General features: G+C 70.2%; 18 protein-coding genes and 1 pseudogene. 16 read left to right on the top strand and 3 right to left on the bottom strand.

Features of this window, described 5'->3' with window-relative positions; translation table 11 throughout:
- Nucleotide 1: 1 nt before the first annotated feature.
- The 4 genes from ACZZ93_RS14095 to ACZZ93_RS14080 all read left to right on the top strand — a co-directional run bounded on the left by ACZZ93_RS14095 (nt 2) and on the right by ACZZ93_RS14080 (nt 2,899).
- Nucleotides 2–637, top strand: a complete 636-nt coding sequence (locus tag ACZZ93_RS14095) for a hypothetical protein (RefSeq protein ID WP_463511360.1) — start codon at nt 2–4, stop codon at nt 635–637.
- Nucleotides 634–864: a helix-turn-helix domain-containing protein gene (locus tag ACZZ93_RS14090; RefSeq protein WP_400341424.1), complete on the top strand. Its 231-nt coding sequence runs from the start codon at nt 634–636 to the stop codon at nt 862–864. Before ACZZ93_RS14095 ends, ACZZ93_RS14090 begins: the two co-directional genes overlap by 4 nt.
- Before the next feature lie 127 nt (nt 865–991).
- The gene (locus ACZZ93_RS14085; protein ID WP_053097737.1) at nt 992–1,330 is read left to right on the top strand and encodes a hypothetical protein; all 339 of its coding nucleotides are present in this window, start codon (nt 992–994) and stop codon (nt 1,328–1,330) included.
- Between the two features lie 141 nt (nt 1,331–1,471).
- Nucleotides 1,472–2,899, top strand: coding sequence for a dicarboxylate/amino acid:cation symporter (locus ACZZ93_RS14080; protein WP_072591880.1), 1,428 nt, complete (start codon nt 1,472–1,474; stop codon nt 2,897–2,899).
- A gap of 63 nt (nt 2,900–2,962) precedes the next feature.
- Here the strand turns inward: ACZZ93_RS14080 and ACZZ93_RS14075 are convergent, their stop codons facing one another.
- Together ACZZ93_RS14075 and ACZZ93_RS14070 are read right to left on the bottom strand one after the other, a co-directional pair.
- Nucleotides 2,963–4,693 carry a cation:proton antiporter gene (locus ACZZ93_RS14075; protein ID WP_053097739.1) on the bottom strand — a complete coding sequence of 577 codons (1,731 nt, stop codon included), beginning with the start codon at nt 4,691–4,693 and terminating at the stop codon, nt 2,963–2,965.
- Between the two features lie 75 nt (nt 4,694–4,768).
- On the bottom strand, nt 4,769–5,053 hold the full coding sequence (locus ACZZ93_RS14070) for a MerR family transcriptional regulator (RefSeq protein WP_053097740.1): 285 nt from the start codon (nt 5,051–5,053) through the stop codon (nt 4,769–4,771).
- 123 nt (nt 5,054–5,176) lie between these two features.
- On the opposite strand from ACZZ93_RS14070, the gene ACZZ93_RS14065 reads away from it, so the two are divergent.
- The 12 genes and pseudogenes from ACZZ93_RS14065 (at nt 5,177) to ACZZ93_RS14010 (ending at nt 16,206) form a co-directional block, all read left to right on the top strand.
- On the top strand, nt 5,177–5,599 hold the full coding sequence (locus ACZZ93_RS14065; protein ID WP_053097741.1) for an Hsp20/alpha crystallin family protein: 423 nt from the start codon (nt 5,177–5,179) through the stop codon (nt 5,597–5,599).
- A gap of 64 nt (nt 5,600–5,663) precedes the next feature.
- On the top strand, nt 5,664–5,900 hold the full coding sequence (locus tag ACZZ93_RS14060; RefSeq protein WP_463511359.1) for a DUF2795 domain-containing protein: 237 nt from the start codon (nt 5,664–5,666) through the stop codon (nt 5,898–5,900).
- A gap of 63 nt (nt 5,901–5,963) precedes the next feature.
- A pseudogene (locus ACZZ93_RS14055) lies at nt 5,964–7,003 on the top strand (LLM class flavin-dependent oxidoreductase).
- Nucleotides 7,004–7,390: 387 nt separating this feature from the next.
- Nucleotides 7,391–7,900, top strand: a complete 510-nt coding sequence (locus ACZZ93_RS14050; protein WP_463511358.1) for a hypothetical protein — start codon at nt 7,391–7,393, stop codon at nt 7,898–7,900.
- A 92-nt stretch (nt 7,901–7,992) separates the two neighbouring features.
- Complete coding sequence (locus tag ACZZ93_RS14045; RefSeq protein WP_463511357.1) at nt 7,993–8,310, top strand: hypothetical protein; 318 nt, start codon at nt 7,993–7,995, stop codon at nt 8,308–8,310.
- Nucleotides 8,311–8,541: 231 nt separating this feature from the next.
- The gene (locus ACZZ93_RS14040) at nt 8,542–8,751 is read left to right on the top strand and encodes a hypothetical protein (RefSeq protein ID WP_053099248.1); all 210 of its coding nucleotides are present in this window, start codon (nt 8,542–8,544) and stop codon (nt 8,749–8,751) included.
- A gap of 107 nt (nt 8,752–8,858) precedes the next feature.
- Nucleotides 8,859–10,091, top strand: a complete 1,233-nt coding sequence (locus tag ACZZ93_RS14035) for a molybdopterin molybdotransferase MoeA (protein ID WP_463511356.1) — start codon at nt 8,859–8,861, stop codon at nt 10,089–10,091.
- Nucleotides 10,088–10,798 carry a molybdenum cofactor guanylyltransferase gene (mobA, locus tag ACZZ93_RS14030; protein ID WP_463511355.1) on the top strand — a complete coding sequence of 237 codons (711 nt, stop codon included), beginning with the start codon at nt 10,088–10,090 and terminating at the stop codon, nt 10,796–10,798. Before ACZZ93_RS14035 ends, mobA begins: the two co-directional genes overlap by 4 nt.
- Complete coding sequence (locus ACZZ93_RS14025) at nt 10,795–11,079, top strand: DUF6457 domain-containing protein (RefSeq protein WP_463511354.1); 285 nt, start codon at nt 10,795–10,797, stop codon at nt 11,077–11,079. Before mobA ends, ACZZ93_RS14025 begins: the two co-directional genes overlap by 4 nt.
- Before the next feature lie 125 nt (nt 11,080–11,204).
- Nucleotides 11,205–12,596 carry an MFS transporter gene (locus ACZZ93_RS14020; protein WP_295102002.1) on the top strand — a complete coding sequence of 464 codons (1,392 nt, stop codon included), beginning with the start codon at nt 11,205–11,207 and terminating at the stop codon, nt 12,594–12,596.
- A gap of 2 nt (nt 12,597–12,598) precedes the next feature.
- The gene (locus ACZZ93_RS14015; RefSeq protein WP_463511353.1) at nt 12,599–14,143 is read left to right on the top strand and encodes an FAD-dependent oxidoreductase; all 1,545 of its coding nucleotides are present in this window, start codon (nt 12,599–12,601) and stop codon (nt 14,141–14,143) included.
- Nucleotides 14,140–16,206, top strand: a complete 2,067-nt coding sequence (locus tag ACZZ93_RS14010; protein ID WP_463511352.1) for a molybdopterin oxidoreductase family protein — start codon at nt 14,140–14,142, stop codon at nt 16,204–16,206. The genes ACZZ93_RS14015 and ACZZ93_RS14010 overlap by 4 nt, the downstream gene beginning before the upstream one ends.
- Nucleotides 16,207–16,221: 15 nt before the next feature.
- Here ACZZ93_RS14010 and pheA read toward each other — a convergent pair whose 3' ends face one another.
- On the bottom strand, nt 16,222–17,172 hold the full coding sequence (gene pheA, locus ACZZ93_RS14005) for a prephenate dehydratase (RefSeq protein WP_053097750.1): 951 nt from the start codon (nt 17,170–17,172) through the stop codon (nt 16,222–16,224).
- Nucleotides 17,173–17,215 lie beyond the last annotated feature (43 nt).

Genomic DNA, 17,215 nt, shown 5'->3' with positions numbered 1-17,215 from the left:
GATGAGCACGACCACCGCGACACGTTCGCAGACCGCGGATGCGATCACCGTGATCCTCTTCGGCGCAGCCGCTCTGCTGGTCACGTCGATCAGCACCGTGTTCCGGGTGCTCGGGACCTTCCGAGATCAAGGTATCGCGTGGTCCATTCCGATCGACGAGCAGCCGATCGACGCGACCGTCGGCTCAGGAGCCGCGTCGGTCGAGGGGATCGCTCAGGAGGCGATGGTGTTCGCCACCGGGGTGGACGCCGCTTCGACCGCAGCGATCATCGGCTCTCTCGTCCTCTGGGCGCTCGCCCCGCTGATCGTCATCGTCGGCGTGATGCTCGTCGCCTGGAACTTCCTCCGCGGACGCTTCTTCGTGCGGAGCAACGCACGGGCCTTCGACGCGATCGGCTGGACCCTCGTGCTCGCTCCGATGTTCATCGTGCTGCTCGAGAAACTGGGGCTGAACGGGGTGTCCGCTGCGGTGGGCATCGGCACGGGCGAGCCGGTGCATCCGATCGATTTCTGGTCCATCGTCCCGATCTTCGCGACCGGCGTCGCGGTGGGCCTCATCGCAGCAGCGTTCCGTCAGGGCATCCGCCTGCAGCGCACGAACGCGACCCTCGAGGATGAGACTCGGGGTCTCGTATGAGCCCGGCGGAGAACGACGACGAGCTCACCGGCATCCACTGCCGGCTCGACGAGCTGCTCGCCGAGCGGGGGCTGACGCTGACCGAGCTGAGCGCACGCGTCGGGGTGAGCATCGTCAACCTGTCGGTGCTCAAGAACGACCGCGCGCGGGCGATCCGGTACTCGACCCTGCGCGCGATCTGCGACGCGCTCGACTGCGAGGTCGGCGACCTGCTGGTGCTCGCGTAGGGGGACCGCGATGGGGGCTCCTGTTTCGATGACCGCCCTCGGGTGACGGCCGCGGGACAGCATCACGGACGGCATACTCAGCGCAACCCCTTCTATGATTCTCCTGTGGGTCGATAGCGTTGACGGCATGAAGCTCAACGACCGGAACCTGCGCACACCCTCCCGCATCCTCATGGCTCTGCCCATCGCCGCACTCGCCTTCTCGCTGGCCGCCTGCGGGGGAACGTCCCGCCCCGCGGTCGACGACGTCGCCGACGGCATCCAGAAGGTCTACGAAGAGCAGGGACTCGGTGATGTCGTGACGGACGACGTCGCGACCTGCTTCGCCGACGCCCTCGTCGACTCCGACCTGAGCAACGAGACCCTCACCTACATCGCCAACGGCGAGGACAAGCAGTCCAGCGAAGAGGACAAGGCACTCACCACGCAGATCCTCACCGACAACCTGGAGAAGTGCGCGGGCTGACCCCCGGGCCGACCACGAAGGATGACGGATGCTGCGGCATCCGTCATCCTTCGTCATCTCCGCCTCCGGTCGCGGGCGCGGCTCCTAGCGTGGACGGATAGCGCGCACACGGCGCGCACCGATTCTGGAGTCCCCGATCCAATGAGCACCACCGTCCGCGCCACGAAGGCGCCAGACACCCGCGGTCCCGTCCGGAAGCTGCTGACGTCGTTCGGCTTCCAGATCCTCGCCGCACTCGTCCTCGGCATCGCCGCCGGCCTGATCGCCCGTCAGCTCGGAGCGACCGGCGACGAGCCGAACGGCCTCTCGGCCACCCTCGACACGATCGGCAGCTCGTACGTCACGCTGCTGCGCACGGCCGTCGTGCCGCTGATCTTCACCGCGATCGTGGCGAGCATCTCGAACCTGCGGCGGGTGCAGAACGCCGCACGCCTGGCCGGCCAGACGCTGCTGTGGTTCGCGATCACCGCGTTCATCGCCGTGAGCATCGGCATCGTGCTCGGACTCGTGATCCAGCCCGGGTCGCGCGCCGGCGACGACCTCGCCCCGAGCGCCCCCTACACCGTGGGCACCTGGTGGAACTTCCTGCTCGGTCTGATCCCGCAGAACTTCCTCGGCCTCAGCGTCAGCACCAACCCCGGCGCGACCGAGGGCACGTTCTCCTCGAGCGTCAACTTCAACATCCTGCAGGTCATCGTGATCGCGGTCGCCGTCGGCATCGCGGCGCTCAAGGCCGGCAAGAAGGCCGAGCCCTTCCTCGCGTTCACGGAGTCGCTGCTCAAGGTCATCCAGCGCGTGCTGTGGTGGATCATCCGCATCGCCCCCATCGGCACCTTCGGCCTGATCGGCGCCGCAGTCGTCGAGTACGGCTGGGAGAAGCTCGCCTCGCTCGGCTGGTTCGCGATCGCCGTGTACATCGGTCTCGCTCTGGTGCTCTTCGTCGTCTACCCGGTGCTCGTGAAGACCAACGGCCTGTCGATCAGGCAGTACTTCTCGGGCGTCTGGCCCGCCGTGCAGCTGGCGTTCGTCAGCCGCTCGTCGATCGGCACCCTGCCCCTCACCGAGCGCGTGACCGAGCGCAACCTCGGCGTTCCCCGCTCGTACGCCTCCTTCGCCGTGCCGTTCGGCGCGACCACCAAGATGGACGGCTGCGCCGCCATCTATCCGGCCATCGCCGCGATCTTCGTCGCGCAGTTCTTCGGCATCGAACTCACCCTCGTGCAGTACCTGCTGATCGTGCTCGTCTCGGTCGTCGGCTCGGCAGCCACCGCGGGCACCACGGGCGCGACCGTGATGCTCACCCTGACGCTGTCGACGCTCGGCCTGCCGCTCGAGGGCGTCGGCCTGCTGCTCGCGATCGACCCGATCCTCGACATGGGCCGCACCGCGGTCAACGTCGCGGGCCAGGCGCTCGTGCCCACCATCGTCGCCAAGCGCGAGGGGATCCTCGACGAGGAGCTCTACAACGCGCCCCGCGAGGGCCTGCCGTTCGCCGACGACTCGGCCGACGACGACGCACCCGAGGAGGATGCCGCGGCATCCGAGACCGAGCCGGCCAGCACCCGCTGACCTCTCTCCGTCACCGCCCGAGCGCCTCGTCCCTTCCGGGGCGGGGCGCTCGTCCGTCTCCCGCTATGCGCGACCCTGCTGGCGGGTGGCACCGCGGGTGTCGAGCGCGAGCTCCTCGGCATCCATCGCCGTCATCAGCTCGCGCATGAGCTCTTCATCGAGGTTGCCCGCGTCCCTCTCCGCGAGCAGGATGTCACGGCGCACCTGCAGCCATCCCCGACTCAGGGCAGCCAGGTCATCGAAGGACGGGCGAGCTGCGGCATCCTCGACCTGCTGCGCGTCGTCGGTGTCCTTCTCGACGCGGGTCATGCGCTTCGTGAACGCATCGAACACTCCCAGGTCGACCTCGCCGTACTTGGCCTCCCACTCGACGCGCTTCTCGGCCAGGAACGCCTTGCCGGCCTCTCGGCTCTTCTCCCGCACCGCGGCGAGCGCACGCTGGTCGTCATCGTGATCGACGTCTCCCTCGATCCCGAGGCGGCGGATCAGCATCGGCAGCGTGAGTCCCTGCAGCAGCAGCGTGCCCACGGTCACCACGAACGCCACCACGACGATCGCGTGCGAGGCCTCCTCGTCGAGCGTCGCGAGATCGGCGGCCGCGAGAGCGATCGCGAGCGTCACGACGCCGCGCATACCGGCCCATGAGATCACCGCGCTGTCCTTCCAGGTCAGCTGCAGCCCGGCCATCTGGTCGCGCACGATGTGCGTGCGCAGCTCGTCGGCCGTGAACTGCCCCCACCGCCGGGACTTCTCGTGACGTTTCTCGAACTCGCCGTTCTCGACGCCGCGATCCCAGCGCTGAAGGCGCTTGCGGTCCTGGAAGTTCGCCCACGCGCTCGTCGGATAGATGTAGAGCGGACGCACCACGAGCACGACCAGCAGCACGATGCCCGACAGCACGAGGATCTGCTCGACGGACTCACTGCCGAGGTCGCGGAGCACCCGGGGGAACTGCAGACCGATGTACGCGAACACGAAGCTCTCGAGCAGCAGATCCGCCGACAGCCAGAGCGGCTTCTCCTGCTGGCGGGTCGTGTAGTCGGTGCGAGGCGAGTTGTATCCGACGTACAGGCCCATCGCGACGACCGCGAGCACTCCGGAACCCAGCAGGTGCTCGGCGATCGCATAGGCGCCGAACGGTGCGAGCAGTCCGAAGGTCCCGATCACGACCGCATCGTTGATCCTCATGCGGAGCTGATGCAGCAGGATGCCGAAGACGAGTCCGATCGCGACACCCACGGCGACGGCCAGCAGGAACTGTCCCACGCCGCCCCACACCGAGACGGTCGCGCCCGCGAGGATCGCCGCGAACACGCGGTACAGCGTCAACGAGGTCGCATCGTTGATCAGACTCTCGCCCGAGAGCACCGTCATGATGCGGCGCGGCAGACCGAGCTTGCGGCCGATCGCGGCGGCCGACACCGCATCCGGCGGCGCCACGATCGCGCCGAGCAGCAGGGCGCCCGGCAGGGTCAGCGACGGCATGATCCACCAGGCCACGAACCCCACCGCGAGCGCCGTGAGCAGCACGAGCCAGATGCCGAGCCGTCGGATCTGCGGGAGGCTGCGCTTGAAGCCGACGAACGAGACGTCCAGGGCCGCCGAATAGAGCAGCGGCGGCAGCACGAGGTTCAGCAGCAGATGGCCGTCGATCTCGACATCCGGCACGAAGGGCAGGAAGGATGCCGCGAGCGCCACGACAGTGACGAGGAGCGGCGCCGGCCAGCCGCGCCATCGGGCGATCGCGGCCACCACGACAGCACCGACGAGCACGTAGAAGATCTCGGCATCCATGCCCCTAAAGTACTGCCCTCCCGCGTCGGTCGCGGGGCGCAGCCGCGTCGGTCACGGGGCGCAGCGGGCCGCGGATCAGGGGCGATCGTCGGCGAGCTCGTCGCGGAGGCCGGCGTTCTCGTCCTCCAGATCGAGCACGCGACGGATGCCGACGATGTTGATCCCCTCGACGCGCAGCCCGGTCACCCGGCGGATGCGCTCGAGGTCGTCGTCGCTGTAGCGGCGCGTGCCGCCCTCGCTGCGCGCGGGCGTGACCAGCCCCTTCGCCTCGAAGAGTCGGAGGCTGGCCTCGGGGACCCCGCTGAGCTGCGCGGCGACGGCGATGCCGTAGACCGGCATGCTCGGATCACGATCACCCATGGGCACCTCCTTCTCGACGCACTTGCATTCTATCTCGCGTTGTTCTATAAAAAATCTATAGCAATGGTTGCAGATAATCTGCACCGAAGAACGCCCGCTCGGGCCACACGAAAGGAGACACTCATGGCCATGTCCTTCGATCCGTTCAGTCAGCTCGACCGCTTCGCTGCGAGCGTGCTGGACTCCGTCCGCGCACCGCGTCTCATGCCGGTGGACCTCTACCGCGACGGCGACAGGTACATCCTGCACGCCGACCTCCCCGGCATCGATCCGGGCTCGATCGACGTCGACCTCGACGGCGGACAGCTCACTATCCGCGCGCAGCGCACGGCCGACGGTCGCGAAGGCGTCCGCTGGCTCGCACGCGAACGCGGGGCTGGCTCGTTCCTCCGCCAGTTCTCGCTCGGCGACGGCGTCGACCTCGACGCGATCAGCGCCTCGTACGAGAGCGGCGTGCTCTCGGTGATCATCCCGGTCAGCGAGCGCGCGAAGCCCCGCAAGATCGAGGTCGAGTCGAGCGACAACCGACAGTCGATCACCGCCTGACCCTTCGGTGGGCCGGGGCGCACACCCCGGCCCACCCCGCTCTCCCTTCGGAAAGGACGATCCCATGCGCACCTCTTCTGCTCTCGACCGGTTCCTCCGCGGCATGGAGTACCCGGCGACACGAGACGACCTGCTCCGCGAAGCAGCCCGCGACGGCCTCGGCCCCGATGACCGAACGGCCCTCGCCCAGCTTCCCGAGCAGAGCTTCAGCGCCGCCTGGCACATCCGCTATCACCTCACGCGACGCGCGCTCACCGAGGAGTTCACGCCCTCGGCATCCGCAGGTCTCGTCGCTGCCTGAGACGCACCGGCGACGATGGGGCGGACGGGAATGCCCCGCCCGCCCCCGCCGTTGCATTCGGGGATGACTTCCACCGCGCTCTCCGTCCTCGACCTCGTCCCGGTTCGCACCGGCCAGACCAGTGCCGAGGCGATCTCCTCCTCCCTCGATCTCGCCGCGACCGCCGACCGGCTCGGCTACCGCCGCTACTGGTTCGCCGAGCACCACAACATGCCGGCCGTGGCATCCACCACTCCCCGGTGCTGATCGCCGCCGCCGCGATGCGCACGACGCAGATCCGTCTGGGATCCGGCGGAGTGATGCTCCCCAACCACGCACCGCTCATCGTCGCCGAGCAGTTCGCCGCCCTCGAGGCCATCGCGCCCGGACGCATCGACCTCGGCCTCGGTCGCGCCCCCGGCAGCGACCCCGTCATCACCCAGCTGCTGCGTGGATCGGGCACGACCAGCGACGTCGAGCAGTTCCCGCGCAACGTGCAGGACATCGCCGCACTCATCTCGGGCGAGGGCGCCACCGTGCGATTCACCTCGGGTGGCGAGTACACGGTGCACGCGACCCCGGCCGCCACCGGAAGCCCCGAGGTGTGGCTGCTCGGATCGAGCGACTACTCGGCGCAGCTCGCGGCATCCCACGGCCTGCCCTACGTCTTCGCCAACCACTTCTCGGGACAGGGCCTCGAACGCGCACTCGACCTCTACCGCACCGGCTACCAGCCGAGCGAAGAGCACCCCGAGCCGCGGACGTTCCTCACGGTCAACGTCGTCGCCGCGCCGACACAGGAAGAGGCCGAGGCGCGCGCCCTTCCGCAGCTGCGCATGATGTCGCGCCTGCGCCTCAACAAGCCGCTCATCGCACTCGAGACCGTCGAAGAGGCCCTCGCCGCAGAATCGGATGCCGCGACCGACCAGGTCGTCGAAGCCGCCCGCTCGCGCTGGTTCGTCGGCACAGGCGAGTCGGTCGCCGCCGAGGTGCGCGCGTTCGCCGAGAAGTACGGCGTCGACGAGGTCATGCTGTCGCCCGTCGCCGGTGCATACGAGTCCGAGCCTCGTGACGCCGCCGCCGGCCGCGCCCAGACGCTCGAGCTCATCGCCGCCGCCCTGTAGGCGCCGCGGGCGCCGCGCTGTAGGCGCCGGTCGCCGCGCGCTTGTCGCCGCGCGCGCTCGCGCACGCGAGCGGGGCCACTTCCGCATCCCGCCGCCAGGCGGAGCCACTTGTGCATCCGAAACGCCGGTTTCAGATGCAGAAGTGGCCCCGCTCGCGGCACCCGATGCAGAAGTGGCCCCACTCGCGGCGCCGGACGCGGAACTGGCCCCGCTCGCGGCACCCGATGCAGAACTGGCCCCGCTCGCGGCACCGGATACAGAAGTGGCCCCGCCCCACGCCGGAAGAACGCGGCGCTCAATCTGTCCACAGGCGCGACTTGTCCACATCTCTCGGGATCTCGCGGTCATCAGGCCAGGAAGACGCATCCGACCAGCGAGCCTGATGGGATGCGCCATCGGATACTCCTGCCCGACGAACTCGGGCGCCATTTCTCCGTGCGGCAGGCCGCGGCCGCAGGTGTCGGTCGGGGTCGCGCATCCGCGCGCGATCTCGACAGGCCCTTCCGCGGGGTGCGTTCGGTCACCGCTGTGGAGACACCACTCGATCGCGTCGTCGCCCTCGCGCCCCTCCTGCACCGTGGTCAGCTCATCGGCGGGGAGACGGCGATGCGGGTGTGGGGGTATCCGCATCCCGGCATCTGGAACGTCGAGACAGCGATCCTCGTGGTCGTGACGACGGGTTCGGCGCGCGTCCGCCGCCGCGGCGTCACCGGCCGACGCCTGGCAGAGGGACGGGCCCATCCCTGGCGAATCGGTGGAATTCCGGTCGTCGATCCGGCCGCGGCTCTGTTCATGTGCGCCGCGACGATGACCGACGACCATGTGGTCATCGCCCTCGACGCAGTGCTGAGCACGGCCGACAACTATCCCGGGCTGCGTCAGGGGCGCCCTCCCTGACAGAGACCGACATCGAACAGCGCCTGCAGGCCTGGGGCCGCTTCCCCGGCTCTCGACGAGTCCGTGACGCGCTGTCCCGTGCGCGCGAAGGAGTGGAATCGCCCAAGGAGACCGAGACGCGGTTGCTCATCGTCGCGGGAGGTCTTCCTGAACCCGTCGTGCAGTACGAGATCCACGAGAACGGGCTCCTCATCGCGCGCAGCGACATGGCCTATCCCGACCTCAGGATCTCGATCGAGTACGAGGGCGACGGCCACCGCACGAGTCGCGATCAGTGGCGCCGCGACATCCAGCGGCAGCGAGATCTCGAGGACCTCGGCTGGATCGTCATCCGCGTGACTCAGCTCGACCTGGACGACGGGCGACCGCTGATGGACCGCATCCGTCGCGCGATGGCATCCCGTCGCTGACGCTCGCACATCTCTGCGTCCCGCCCCGCCCCTCCCACGCCCGCAGGCGGGGCCAGTTCCGCATCCGGCGTCCCGGCGGGGCCAGTTCCGCATCCGGATCATCCGTTTGCGATGCACAACTGGCCCCGCATCACCGGCGCCATGTGGCGAATGCCGCCAAGACTCCGCGTCAGGGGCTGGTATTCCGGTGCGCCGGGGCGTAGGGTCACCCGCAACGGAAGGGGTTCGATGATGAGCACTACCAAGACCCTGGCCCTCTGGGTGGCGTACGGCACGAACGGCGTCGTCGGCAGCATCCGACATGACGACGAGGGATACACCGTCGTCATGGCCGGGTCCGATGCGGCGACAGGCACGTACCCGACCCTGGAATCGGCGAAGGGCGCGTTGCACTCGCACATGCTGCCGGGCAGCGGTTGGCCGATGTTCCGCGAGCACTGACTTCGAACGGGGAAACAAGGGGCAGAGGGGCGGCGCGGTCGCGGGGCATCCCCGCGACCGTCGTACGCTGACTGCATGCGAATCACCACTCCCCTCGCTCCTCCGGCATGCTGACGGTCGAGGAGCAGCGGGCGAAGGTGATCGCCGCCACCCGACCGCTGGATGCCGAATCGGTGCCGCTCGCGCAGGCGGCGGGCCGCATCCTCGCCGCGACCGTGCACGCTCGGGTCGATGTGCCGCTGTTCGACAACTCGGCGATGGACGGATACGCGGTCCTGTTCACCGACGTCGAGTCGGCCACGGCCGTGCACCCCGTCGAGCTCGCGGTGGTCGCCGACCTCCCGGCGGGGTCGGCCGACGAACCCGAGCTGCGTGAGGGACGGGCCGCACGCATCATGACCGGCGCGCCTGTGCCGCACACGGCGACCGTCGTCGTGCCCTTCGAGCACACCCGCGACGGCCTGCAGGCGTGGGATGCGCCTGCGATCGTGGTCACTGCGCCGACTCGCGCGGGTGCCAACATCCGCCGCCGCGGCGAGGAGCTGCGCGCCGGAGCCGTCGTCGCGACAGCGGGCACCACCCTCGGCCCGCTCCAGCTCACGGCCATCGCGGCCACCGGCATCGACACTGTGCCGGTGCATCGTCGTCCTCGCGTCGCGGTCATCTCGACCGGCAGCGAGCTCGCCGACCCCGGCGCCGGCCTCGCCCGCGGGCAGATCCCCGAGTCGAACTCGGTGCTGCTCGCCGCGCTGTGCGCGGAGACGGGCGCCGACGTCGTCTCGGTCGACACGGTGACAGACGAGGATGCTGCCTTCACCGCACTCCTCGATCGCGCGCTCGTCGATGCGCGGGTCGATGTCGTGGTCACGTCCGGCGGAGTCAGCGCCGGAGCCCACGAGGTCGTGAAGAACGTGCTGCGCGATCGCATCGAGTTCGTGGCGGTCGCCATGCAGCCGGGCAGGCCTCAGGCCTTCGGGCGCCTTGGCGACGCGCTGGTGTTCGGACTGCCCGGCAATCCGGCGAGCGTCGCCGCGTCGTTCGAGGCCTTCGTGCGGCCGGCGCTGCTCGCTCTCCAGGGTCGCGCAGCACTGCAGCGCCCGATGCTCCGCCTCGCCAGCACCGCAGCGTGGCGCAGCCCGGTGGGACGACAGCAGTACGTGCCCGTCGCCCTCGACCGATCCGACCCGGCCGCCTGGTCGGTGCGCCCGGCGGCCGCCGACGGGTCGTCGGGCGCGCATCTGGCGGCAGGACTCGCCAGGGCGGATGCCTATGCCGTCGTGCCCGCCGACATATCGGCCGTCGCAGCAGGCGACCTGGTCGATGTGATGCTGCTCTCGTGACCGGGACGCGCACGACCGAGACACCGGACGCCGCGACACCGGCGTCCGGGCCGACTGCCGCGATCATCCTCGCCGGCGGGCGGGCCTCACGACTCGACGGGACTGCCAAGCCGTTGCTCGAGGTCGGCGGCCGCACCCTGCTCGACCGCGCCATCGCCGCCGTCGACGGCTGCGACCCCATCGTGGTCGTTGGTCCGCCGGCGCCGACCCGTGTTCGCGTCGTATGGACCCGGGAGACCCCGGAGTTCGGCGGACCGGTCGCCGGCATCGCCGCAGGCCTCGCTCTCGTCGACACCGCCGACGTCCTGGTGCTGGCGGCCGACCTGCCGAACGCCGAAGGCGCCGTGGCGCTGCTGCGCCGGCATCCGCCCCTCTCCGCCGACGCCGACGGCAAGGGCGGCGATGACGACGCCCCCAGCACGGATGGCGCGCACGGCATCGACGGCGTCTGCCTGATCGACGCGTCGGGACGCATGCAGTGGCTCGTCGGCCGCTACCGCACCGATGCCCTGCGATCCGCCGCCGCGGCTCTCCCCGACGGCGGCCGCGACGCGTCGTTGCGATCGCTGCTGGCGCGCCTGCGCATCAGCGCGATTCCGGCGGGAGACCTGGCGACGGATGTCGACACGTGGGACGATCTCGAACGGGCCCGCGCCGCGGCACCGATGCCCCCGCGCGACGGAGCACCAGACGAGGAGACGACATGACCGACAAGCCGCAACACCTTCCGGTCGAAGCCCTGGACGACTGGACCACGGCGGTCTGCAGCGCGCTCGGGATCGATCGCGAGTCCGTCGATGTCGCCCTGCTCCTGGATCTCGCCCGGGATGTCGCGCACGGCGTCGCCCGCCCGGCCGCACCGCTCAGCGCCTACCTCGCCGGCCTCGCCGCAGGTCGCGCGGGCGGCAGCCGCGAGGACACCGCTGCGGCGTTCGCCACCATCACCGAGCTGGCCGGGGAATGGCGCGCCGACGAACAGGATTCCTGAAGTTCTCTCATCGCCCACCTCGCCGATGTGATCGAGAAGTAATCGTCCGGTAATCGCACTCGTGCGGCCCTGCAACATCCGCCGCCTACGTTCAGAGCATTCACCTCTCGAACGCAGGAGCCGCGATGTCCCAGATCACCGGAAGAAGCAGCGTCGACACCCCCGCCGTGACCCTCACGCGCCGCCCCGGCCGGTGGATCGACGGCTGGAACCCCGAGGATTCGGCCTTCTGGGCCACCGAGGGCAAGGCGATCGCCCGCCGCAACCTCGGCTGGTCGATCTTCGCCGAGTTCCTCGGGTTCATCATCTGGCAGCTCTGGAGCATCGTCGTCGTGCTGCTCCCCGCCGCCGGGTTCACTCTGAGCACCACCGAGTCGTTCTGGCTGATCTCGCTGCCGAGCCTCGTCGGCGCGACGCTGCGGTTCCCGTACACGTTCCTCGTCGCCCGCTTCGGCGGACGCAACTGGACCATCGTCTCGGCGCTGCTGCTGCTGATCCCCGCCATCCTGCTCGGCATCGTCGTGCAGGATCCCGAGACGCCGTTCGGCGTGCTGCTCGCCGTCGCGGCTCTCGCCGGCTTCGGCGGCGGCAACTTCGCCAGCTCCATGGCGAACATCACCTACTTCTTCCCGCAGAAGGAGAAGGGCTGGGCGCTCGGGCTCAACGCCGCCGGCGGCAACCTCGGCACCTCGGTCGCCCAGCTCGCGGTGCCGATCGTCGTGTCGATCACCGCCGCGTCGACCTTCAGCCTGTCGTTCGCCGGCTGGATGTGGGTGCCGCTGATCCTCGTGGCCGTGTGGGGAGCATGGCGCCACATGGACAACCTGTCGTCGGCCAAGGCGGACTTCGCCGGGGCCGCCGCCGCACTGCGCGAACCGCACCTGTGGGTGCTGTCGCTGCTGTACATCGGCACGTTCGGATCGTTCATCGGCTTCTCCAGCGTCTTCCCGAAGCTCATCGCCGACACCTTCCCCGAGTTCTCGACGTTCCAGATCGGCAGCGCCTCGCTGTCGCTGGCGTTCCTCGGGGCCCTCGTCGGCTCGCTCGCCCGCCCCTACGGAGGAAAGCTCGCCGACCGCTTCGGCGGAGCACGGATGACGATCGCCGCGTTCTCGCTCATGATCGTCGGCGCCCTGTCGCTGCTCGTCACTCTCGAGGCGAACAGCTTCGCGCTCTTCCTCGGATGCTTCCTGCTGCTGTTCGTGGCGGCCGGCGTGGGCAACGGCGCGACCTACCGGATGATCCCCAACGTCTTCGCCGCACGCGGTGCCGCGACCGCGGGCGACGCGCTCGCGGTCAGCACGCAGCGCAAGGGTGCGGCCGCCCTGGGGCTGATCTCGGCCATCGGCGCCTACGGCGGATTCGTGATCCCGCAGGTGCTCGCGGCGGCGAAGAGCGGCACAGGATCGTACGCTCCGGCATTCGGCGGATTCGTCGCCGCCTACATCGTGCTGCTCCTCATCACGGTCTTCGTCTATCTGATGCCTCGGCCCTCGCTCGCCGGACACCGGATCTGACCATGACCGAGCGCATCGTCGTGATCGGCGCGGGGCCTGTCGGCATCCGCTTCGCCGAAGAGCTCCTGCCGCTCGTGGCAGGCGGTCGGGCGACGGTCACCGTGCTGGGCGCCGAGACGGCGGATCCGTACAACCGGGTGCTGCTCGCGGAATACGCCGTGGGCGAGGCCTCGTCCGACGAGCTCACTCTCGCCACTGCCGCGAGCCTCACCGGTGTGGATCTGCGGCTGGGGGCGCGAGCGGTGCGGATCAATCGGGATGCGCGGGTCGTCGAGCTGGTCGACGGATCGACCGTCGGGTATGACCGCCTGGTGCTCGCGACCGGCGCGCGATCGATCGTCCCGTCGCTCGAAGGCCTCGAGACGCTCGGTCCGGACACCACCGGCCTCGACAGCAGCCTGACCTCGGGGGTCTGCGTGCTCCGCGATCTGTCGGATGCCGAGCAGGTGCGCGCCGTGGTCGCACGCGGCGGCCGGGTCGTGGTGCTCGGAGCCGGCGTGCTGGGGATCGAGCTCGCCATGCTGCTCGCTGACGCCGGCGCCGTGCCCTCCGTGGCCCACTTCGGTCCGATGCCGATGCCCCGCCAACTCGACCGGGGGTCGGCGAGCATCCTCTCGACCGCTCTCGCCTCGGCCGGCGTCACGCTGGTGCCGCACACCCGTGCCGAGGGTGTGATCGGGGTCGAGGGCGACGACGGCATCCGCCGGTTCCGTGCACTCGCGAGCTCCGACGGCAAGCGCATCGAGGGCGATCTGCTCGTGCTGTCGTGCGGCGTCAGGGCGCGCACCGAGCTCGCCGAGGCCGCGGGACTCCGCGTCGGCAACGGCGTGCTCGTCGACGGCGCACTGCGCTCGTGGTCGGATCCGCGCATCCATGCGATCGGGGACTGCGCCCACATCGCCGACCCCGCCGAGTTCCTGCACGACCGCCAGGTGCCGGGCGGACCGCACGGCCTCGTCGGCCCCGGCTGGCGTCAGGCGAGCTGGCTCGCCGCGGCCATCGCCGCCGAGCTCGACAGTGCCGACGACCACCCGGGCGAGTTCGCCGACGAGCACCCCGGCGTCGTCGTGCTCAAGGGCGAGCTGGTCGACATCGCATCCGCGGGCGACGTCTCGGCCGACCCCTTCGCCCCTGTCCCGGCCGGTGAGGATGCCCCCGGCATCGCCGTCTGGGCCGACCCCGAGCACGGCACCTACGTGAAGATGGCGACGCGCGACGGCATCCTCACCGGATTCGTGGCGGTCGGGATGCCGCGGGCCGCGGCCGAACTGAGCGTGCTGTACCTGCGCGGCGGCGAACTGCCCGCCGACCGCTCGCTGCTGCTGCGTCTCGATGATCCTGACGCCGACGCGATCGCACCGGCCGGTCGTGACGCGACCCTCTGCATCTGCAACGCCGTCACCGTCGGCCAGATCGAGGACGCGATCGACGACGGCTGCTCGTCGGTGGCTGCGGTCGGCGAGTGCACCCGCGCCGGCACCGGATGCGGAGGATGCCGCGCCCGCATCACCGAGATGCTGCACGCCCACGCGGGGGCCGTCGCATGACCGACACCCACTGCCCCTACTGCGCGCTGCAGTGCGCGATGACGCTGACCCCGACCGTGGGCGCACCGCTGCCGGTCGCCGTCGCCGGACGCGACTTCCCGACGAACCGCGGCGGGCTGTGCAAGAAGGGGTGGACCTCGGCCGAGCTGCTCGCCGACGCCGGTCGCCTCACCACTCCCCTGGTGCGCGGGACCGACGGCGAACTGCACCCGGCGGACTGGGACGTGACTCTCGATCTGATCGCCGCGCGGCTGCGTCTGATCGCCGAGGAGGACGGCCCCGATGCGGTCGGCGTCTTCGGCGGCGGCGGGCTCACGAACGAGAAGGCGTACCAGTTGGGCAAGTTCGCCCGCATCGCACTGCGCACGTCGCGCATCGACTACAACGGCCGCTTCTGCATGTCATCCGCTGCGGCCGCCGCCAACCGCTCCTTCGGAATCGACCGCGGCCTGCCGTTCCCGCTGACCGACCTCGACACCGCCGAGACGGTGCTGCTGCTGGGATCGAACGTCGGCGACACCATGCCGCCGTTCGTCTCGCATCTGCAGGGCGCCAGGGCCCGCGGCGGTCTCATCGTCGTCGATCCTCGCCGCAGCTCGACGGCACGACTGAGCGCCGACGGCGCCGGCATCCACGTGCAGCCGGTGCCCGGCACCGATCTCGCGCTGCTGCTCGCAGTGATCCATGTCGTGATCGCCGAGGAGCTCTACGACGACGGCTATGTGCGCCAGCGCACATCGGGCTTCGACGCCCTCCGCCAGTCGGTGTCGGCGTGGTGGCCCGAGCGTGCCGAGACCGTCACCGGGGTGCCGGCGCGCAGCATCCGCGATCTGGCACGCAGACTGGCGGACTCCGACTCGACCTACATCCTCACCGGCCGTGGCGTCGAGCAGCATGTCGACGGCACCGACACCGCGACGGCCGCCATCAACCTCGCACTGCTCCTGGGTCTTCCGGGGACACCGGGGTGCGGCTACGGCACGCTGACCGGGCAGGGCAACGGCCAGGGCGGACGCGAGCACGGACAGAAAGCCGACCAGCTTCCGGGATACCAGTCGATCAGCGACCCGGCCGCCCGCGGCTCGGTGGCGGCCGTGTGGGGCGTCGGCCCCGACGACCTTCCCGGGCCCGGCATCCCGGCGGTCGAGCTGCTGCAGAGCGCCGGGCTCCCGGGCGGCGTACGAGCGCTGCTCGTGCACGGCTCGAACGTGTTCGTGTCGGCGCCGAACGTCTCGACCGTGCGCGAGGCCCTGGGCCGGCTCGATCTGCTCGTCGTCTCGGACTTCTTCCTCTCGGAGACCGCGAGGGCCGCCGACATCGTGCTCCCCGTGCTGCAGTGGGCCGAGGAGGAGGGCACGATGACCAACCTCGAGGGCCGGGTGCTGCGTCGCCGCCGAGCGGTCGACGCCCCCGCCGGCGCCCGCAGCGAGCTGTGGATCATGGCCGAGCTCGCCCGCCGCCTCGACGCCCCCGGCACCTGGAGCCTCGTGCCGTCGGAGGTGTTCGGCGAACTGGCCCGCGCCTCCGCCGGCGGCCGCGCCGACTACTCCGGCCTCAGCCACGAACTGCTCGACCTCGGCATCGAGGCGCACTGGCCCTTCCCGATCGGGAGCCTCGGCACCCCTCGACTGTTCGCCGACCGCTTCGCGCACGCCGACGGTCGCGCGAAGCTCGTCGCCGTGCGGGCTCGGGAGCATCAGACGGCGAGCGCCGACCGGCTCACCCTGATCACCGGGCGCCTGCTCGAGCAGTACCAGAGCGGAGCGCAGACCCGCCGCATCCCCGAGCTCACCGAGAAGCGGCCCGATCTCGTCGCGCAGCTGCACCCCGCTACCGCGCGTCGTCATGGGATCGGCGAGGGCGACGGCATCCGTCTCTCGAACTCCCGCGGCACCCTGCGGGCGCGGGCCGAGCTGACGCACGACATCAGGCCCGACACGGTGTTCCTGCCGTTCCACTACGCGGATGCCGAGAGCGCCAATCTGCTCACCGACGACCGGGTCGATCCGCACTCGGCCATGCCCGAGTTCAAGCGGGCTCTGGTCGAGCTCCGCGCGGTCTGATCGTGGAGGCGGCGCTCAGTCGTCCGGCTCGCCGCTGAGGATGCCGCGCAGCCAGTCGCGCGCCTCGACGAAGATGTCGTCGGAGTAGCGCTCGGGGTACTGCACGATCTGCCGGTCGGCTCTCGGGTACGACCCGAGGAACACCACGCGCGGGCTGAAACGGCGGATGCCGAGCAGGGCGTCGGCCATGCGCTCGTGCTCGATGTGGCCGTCGGCGTCGATCACGAACCGGTAGCGGCCGAGCTCGTCGCCGATCGGACGCGACTGGATCAGCGAGAGGTTGATGCCGCGGGTCGAGAACTGCTCGAGCATCTCGAGGAGGGATCCGGGGTGATCGTTCGGCAGCTCGACGATCAGCGAGGTCTTGTCGGCCCCGGTCGGCGCCGGGGCCGTGGTGGTGCGGGTCACGAGCACGAAGCGGGTGACGGCCTGGGCGTTGTCGCCGATGTCCTCGGCCAGCACGTCGACGTCGAGGTGCTTCACGACGCCCGGGGCGGCGATGGCCGCCTGGGCGGGAAGACCGCCGTCGAGCATGCCGATCGCCGACGCGACGTTGCTCGCCGCGGGCACATGCGAGTGCCTGGGGAGGTGCTCCCCGAGCCAGCCGTGGCACTGAGCGTAGGCGACAGGGTGAGCGGCGATCACGCTGATGTCCGCCAGGGTCGTGCCCCGAGGCGCCACGAGCACGAAGTTCACCGGCACGAGGTACTCGCCGATGATCCGGAGGCCAGGCAGAGTAGCGAGCGCATCCTGCGTGGTCGAGACGCCGCCCTCGATCGAGTTCTCGATCGCGATCATCGCGGCGTCGCTGCGACCCTCGAGCACATCCGCGAGGGCTTCTCCGACGTTGTGCACGGCACGCCAGTCCTGACCCCGTGCTTCAGCGACCTGTTCGAGCGCCGCTTCGGTGAATGTTCCGGCGGGGCCGAGATAGCTGTAGGTGCGGCGTTCAGTCACGCGTTTCACCTTAGGGCACCGGCACACGCCCAGAAGATGCGCGGATGCCGAG

The organism is Microbacterium sp. AC026 (genome assembly GCF_979258475.1).
Note: the sequence above shows the minus strand (reverse complement) of the source record. Positions and strands in the feature narration are given on the sequence as shown.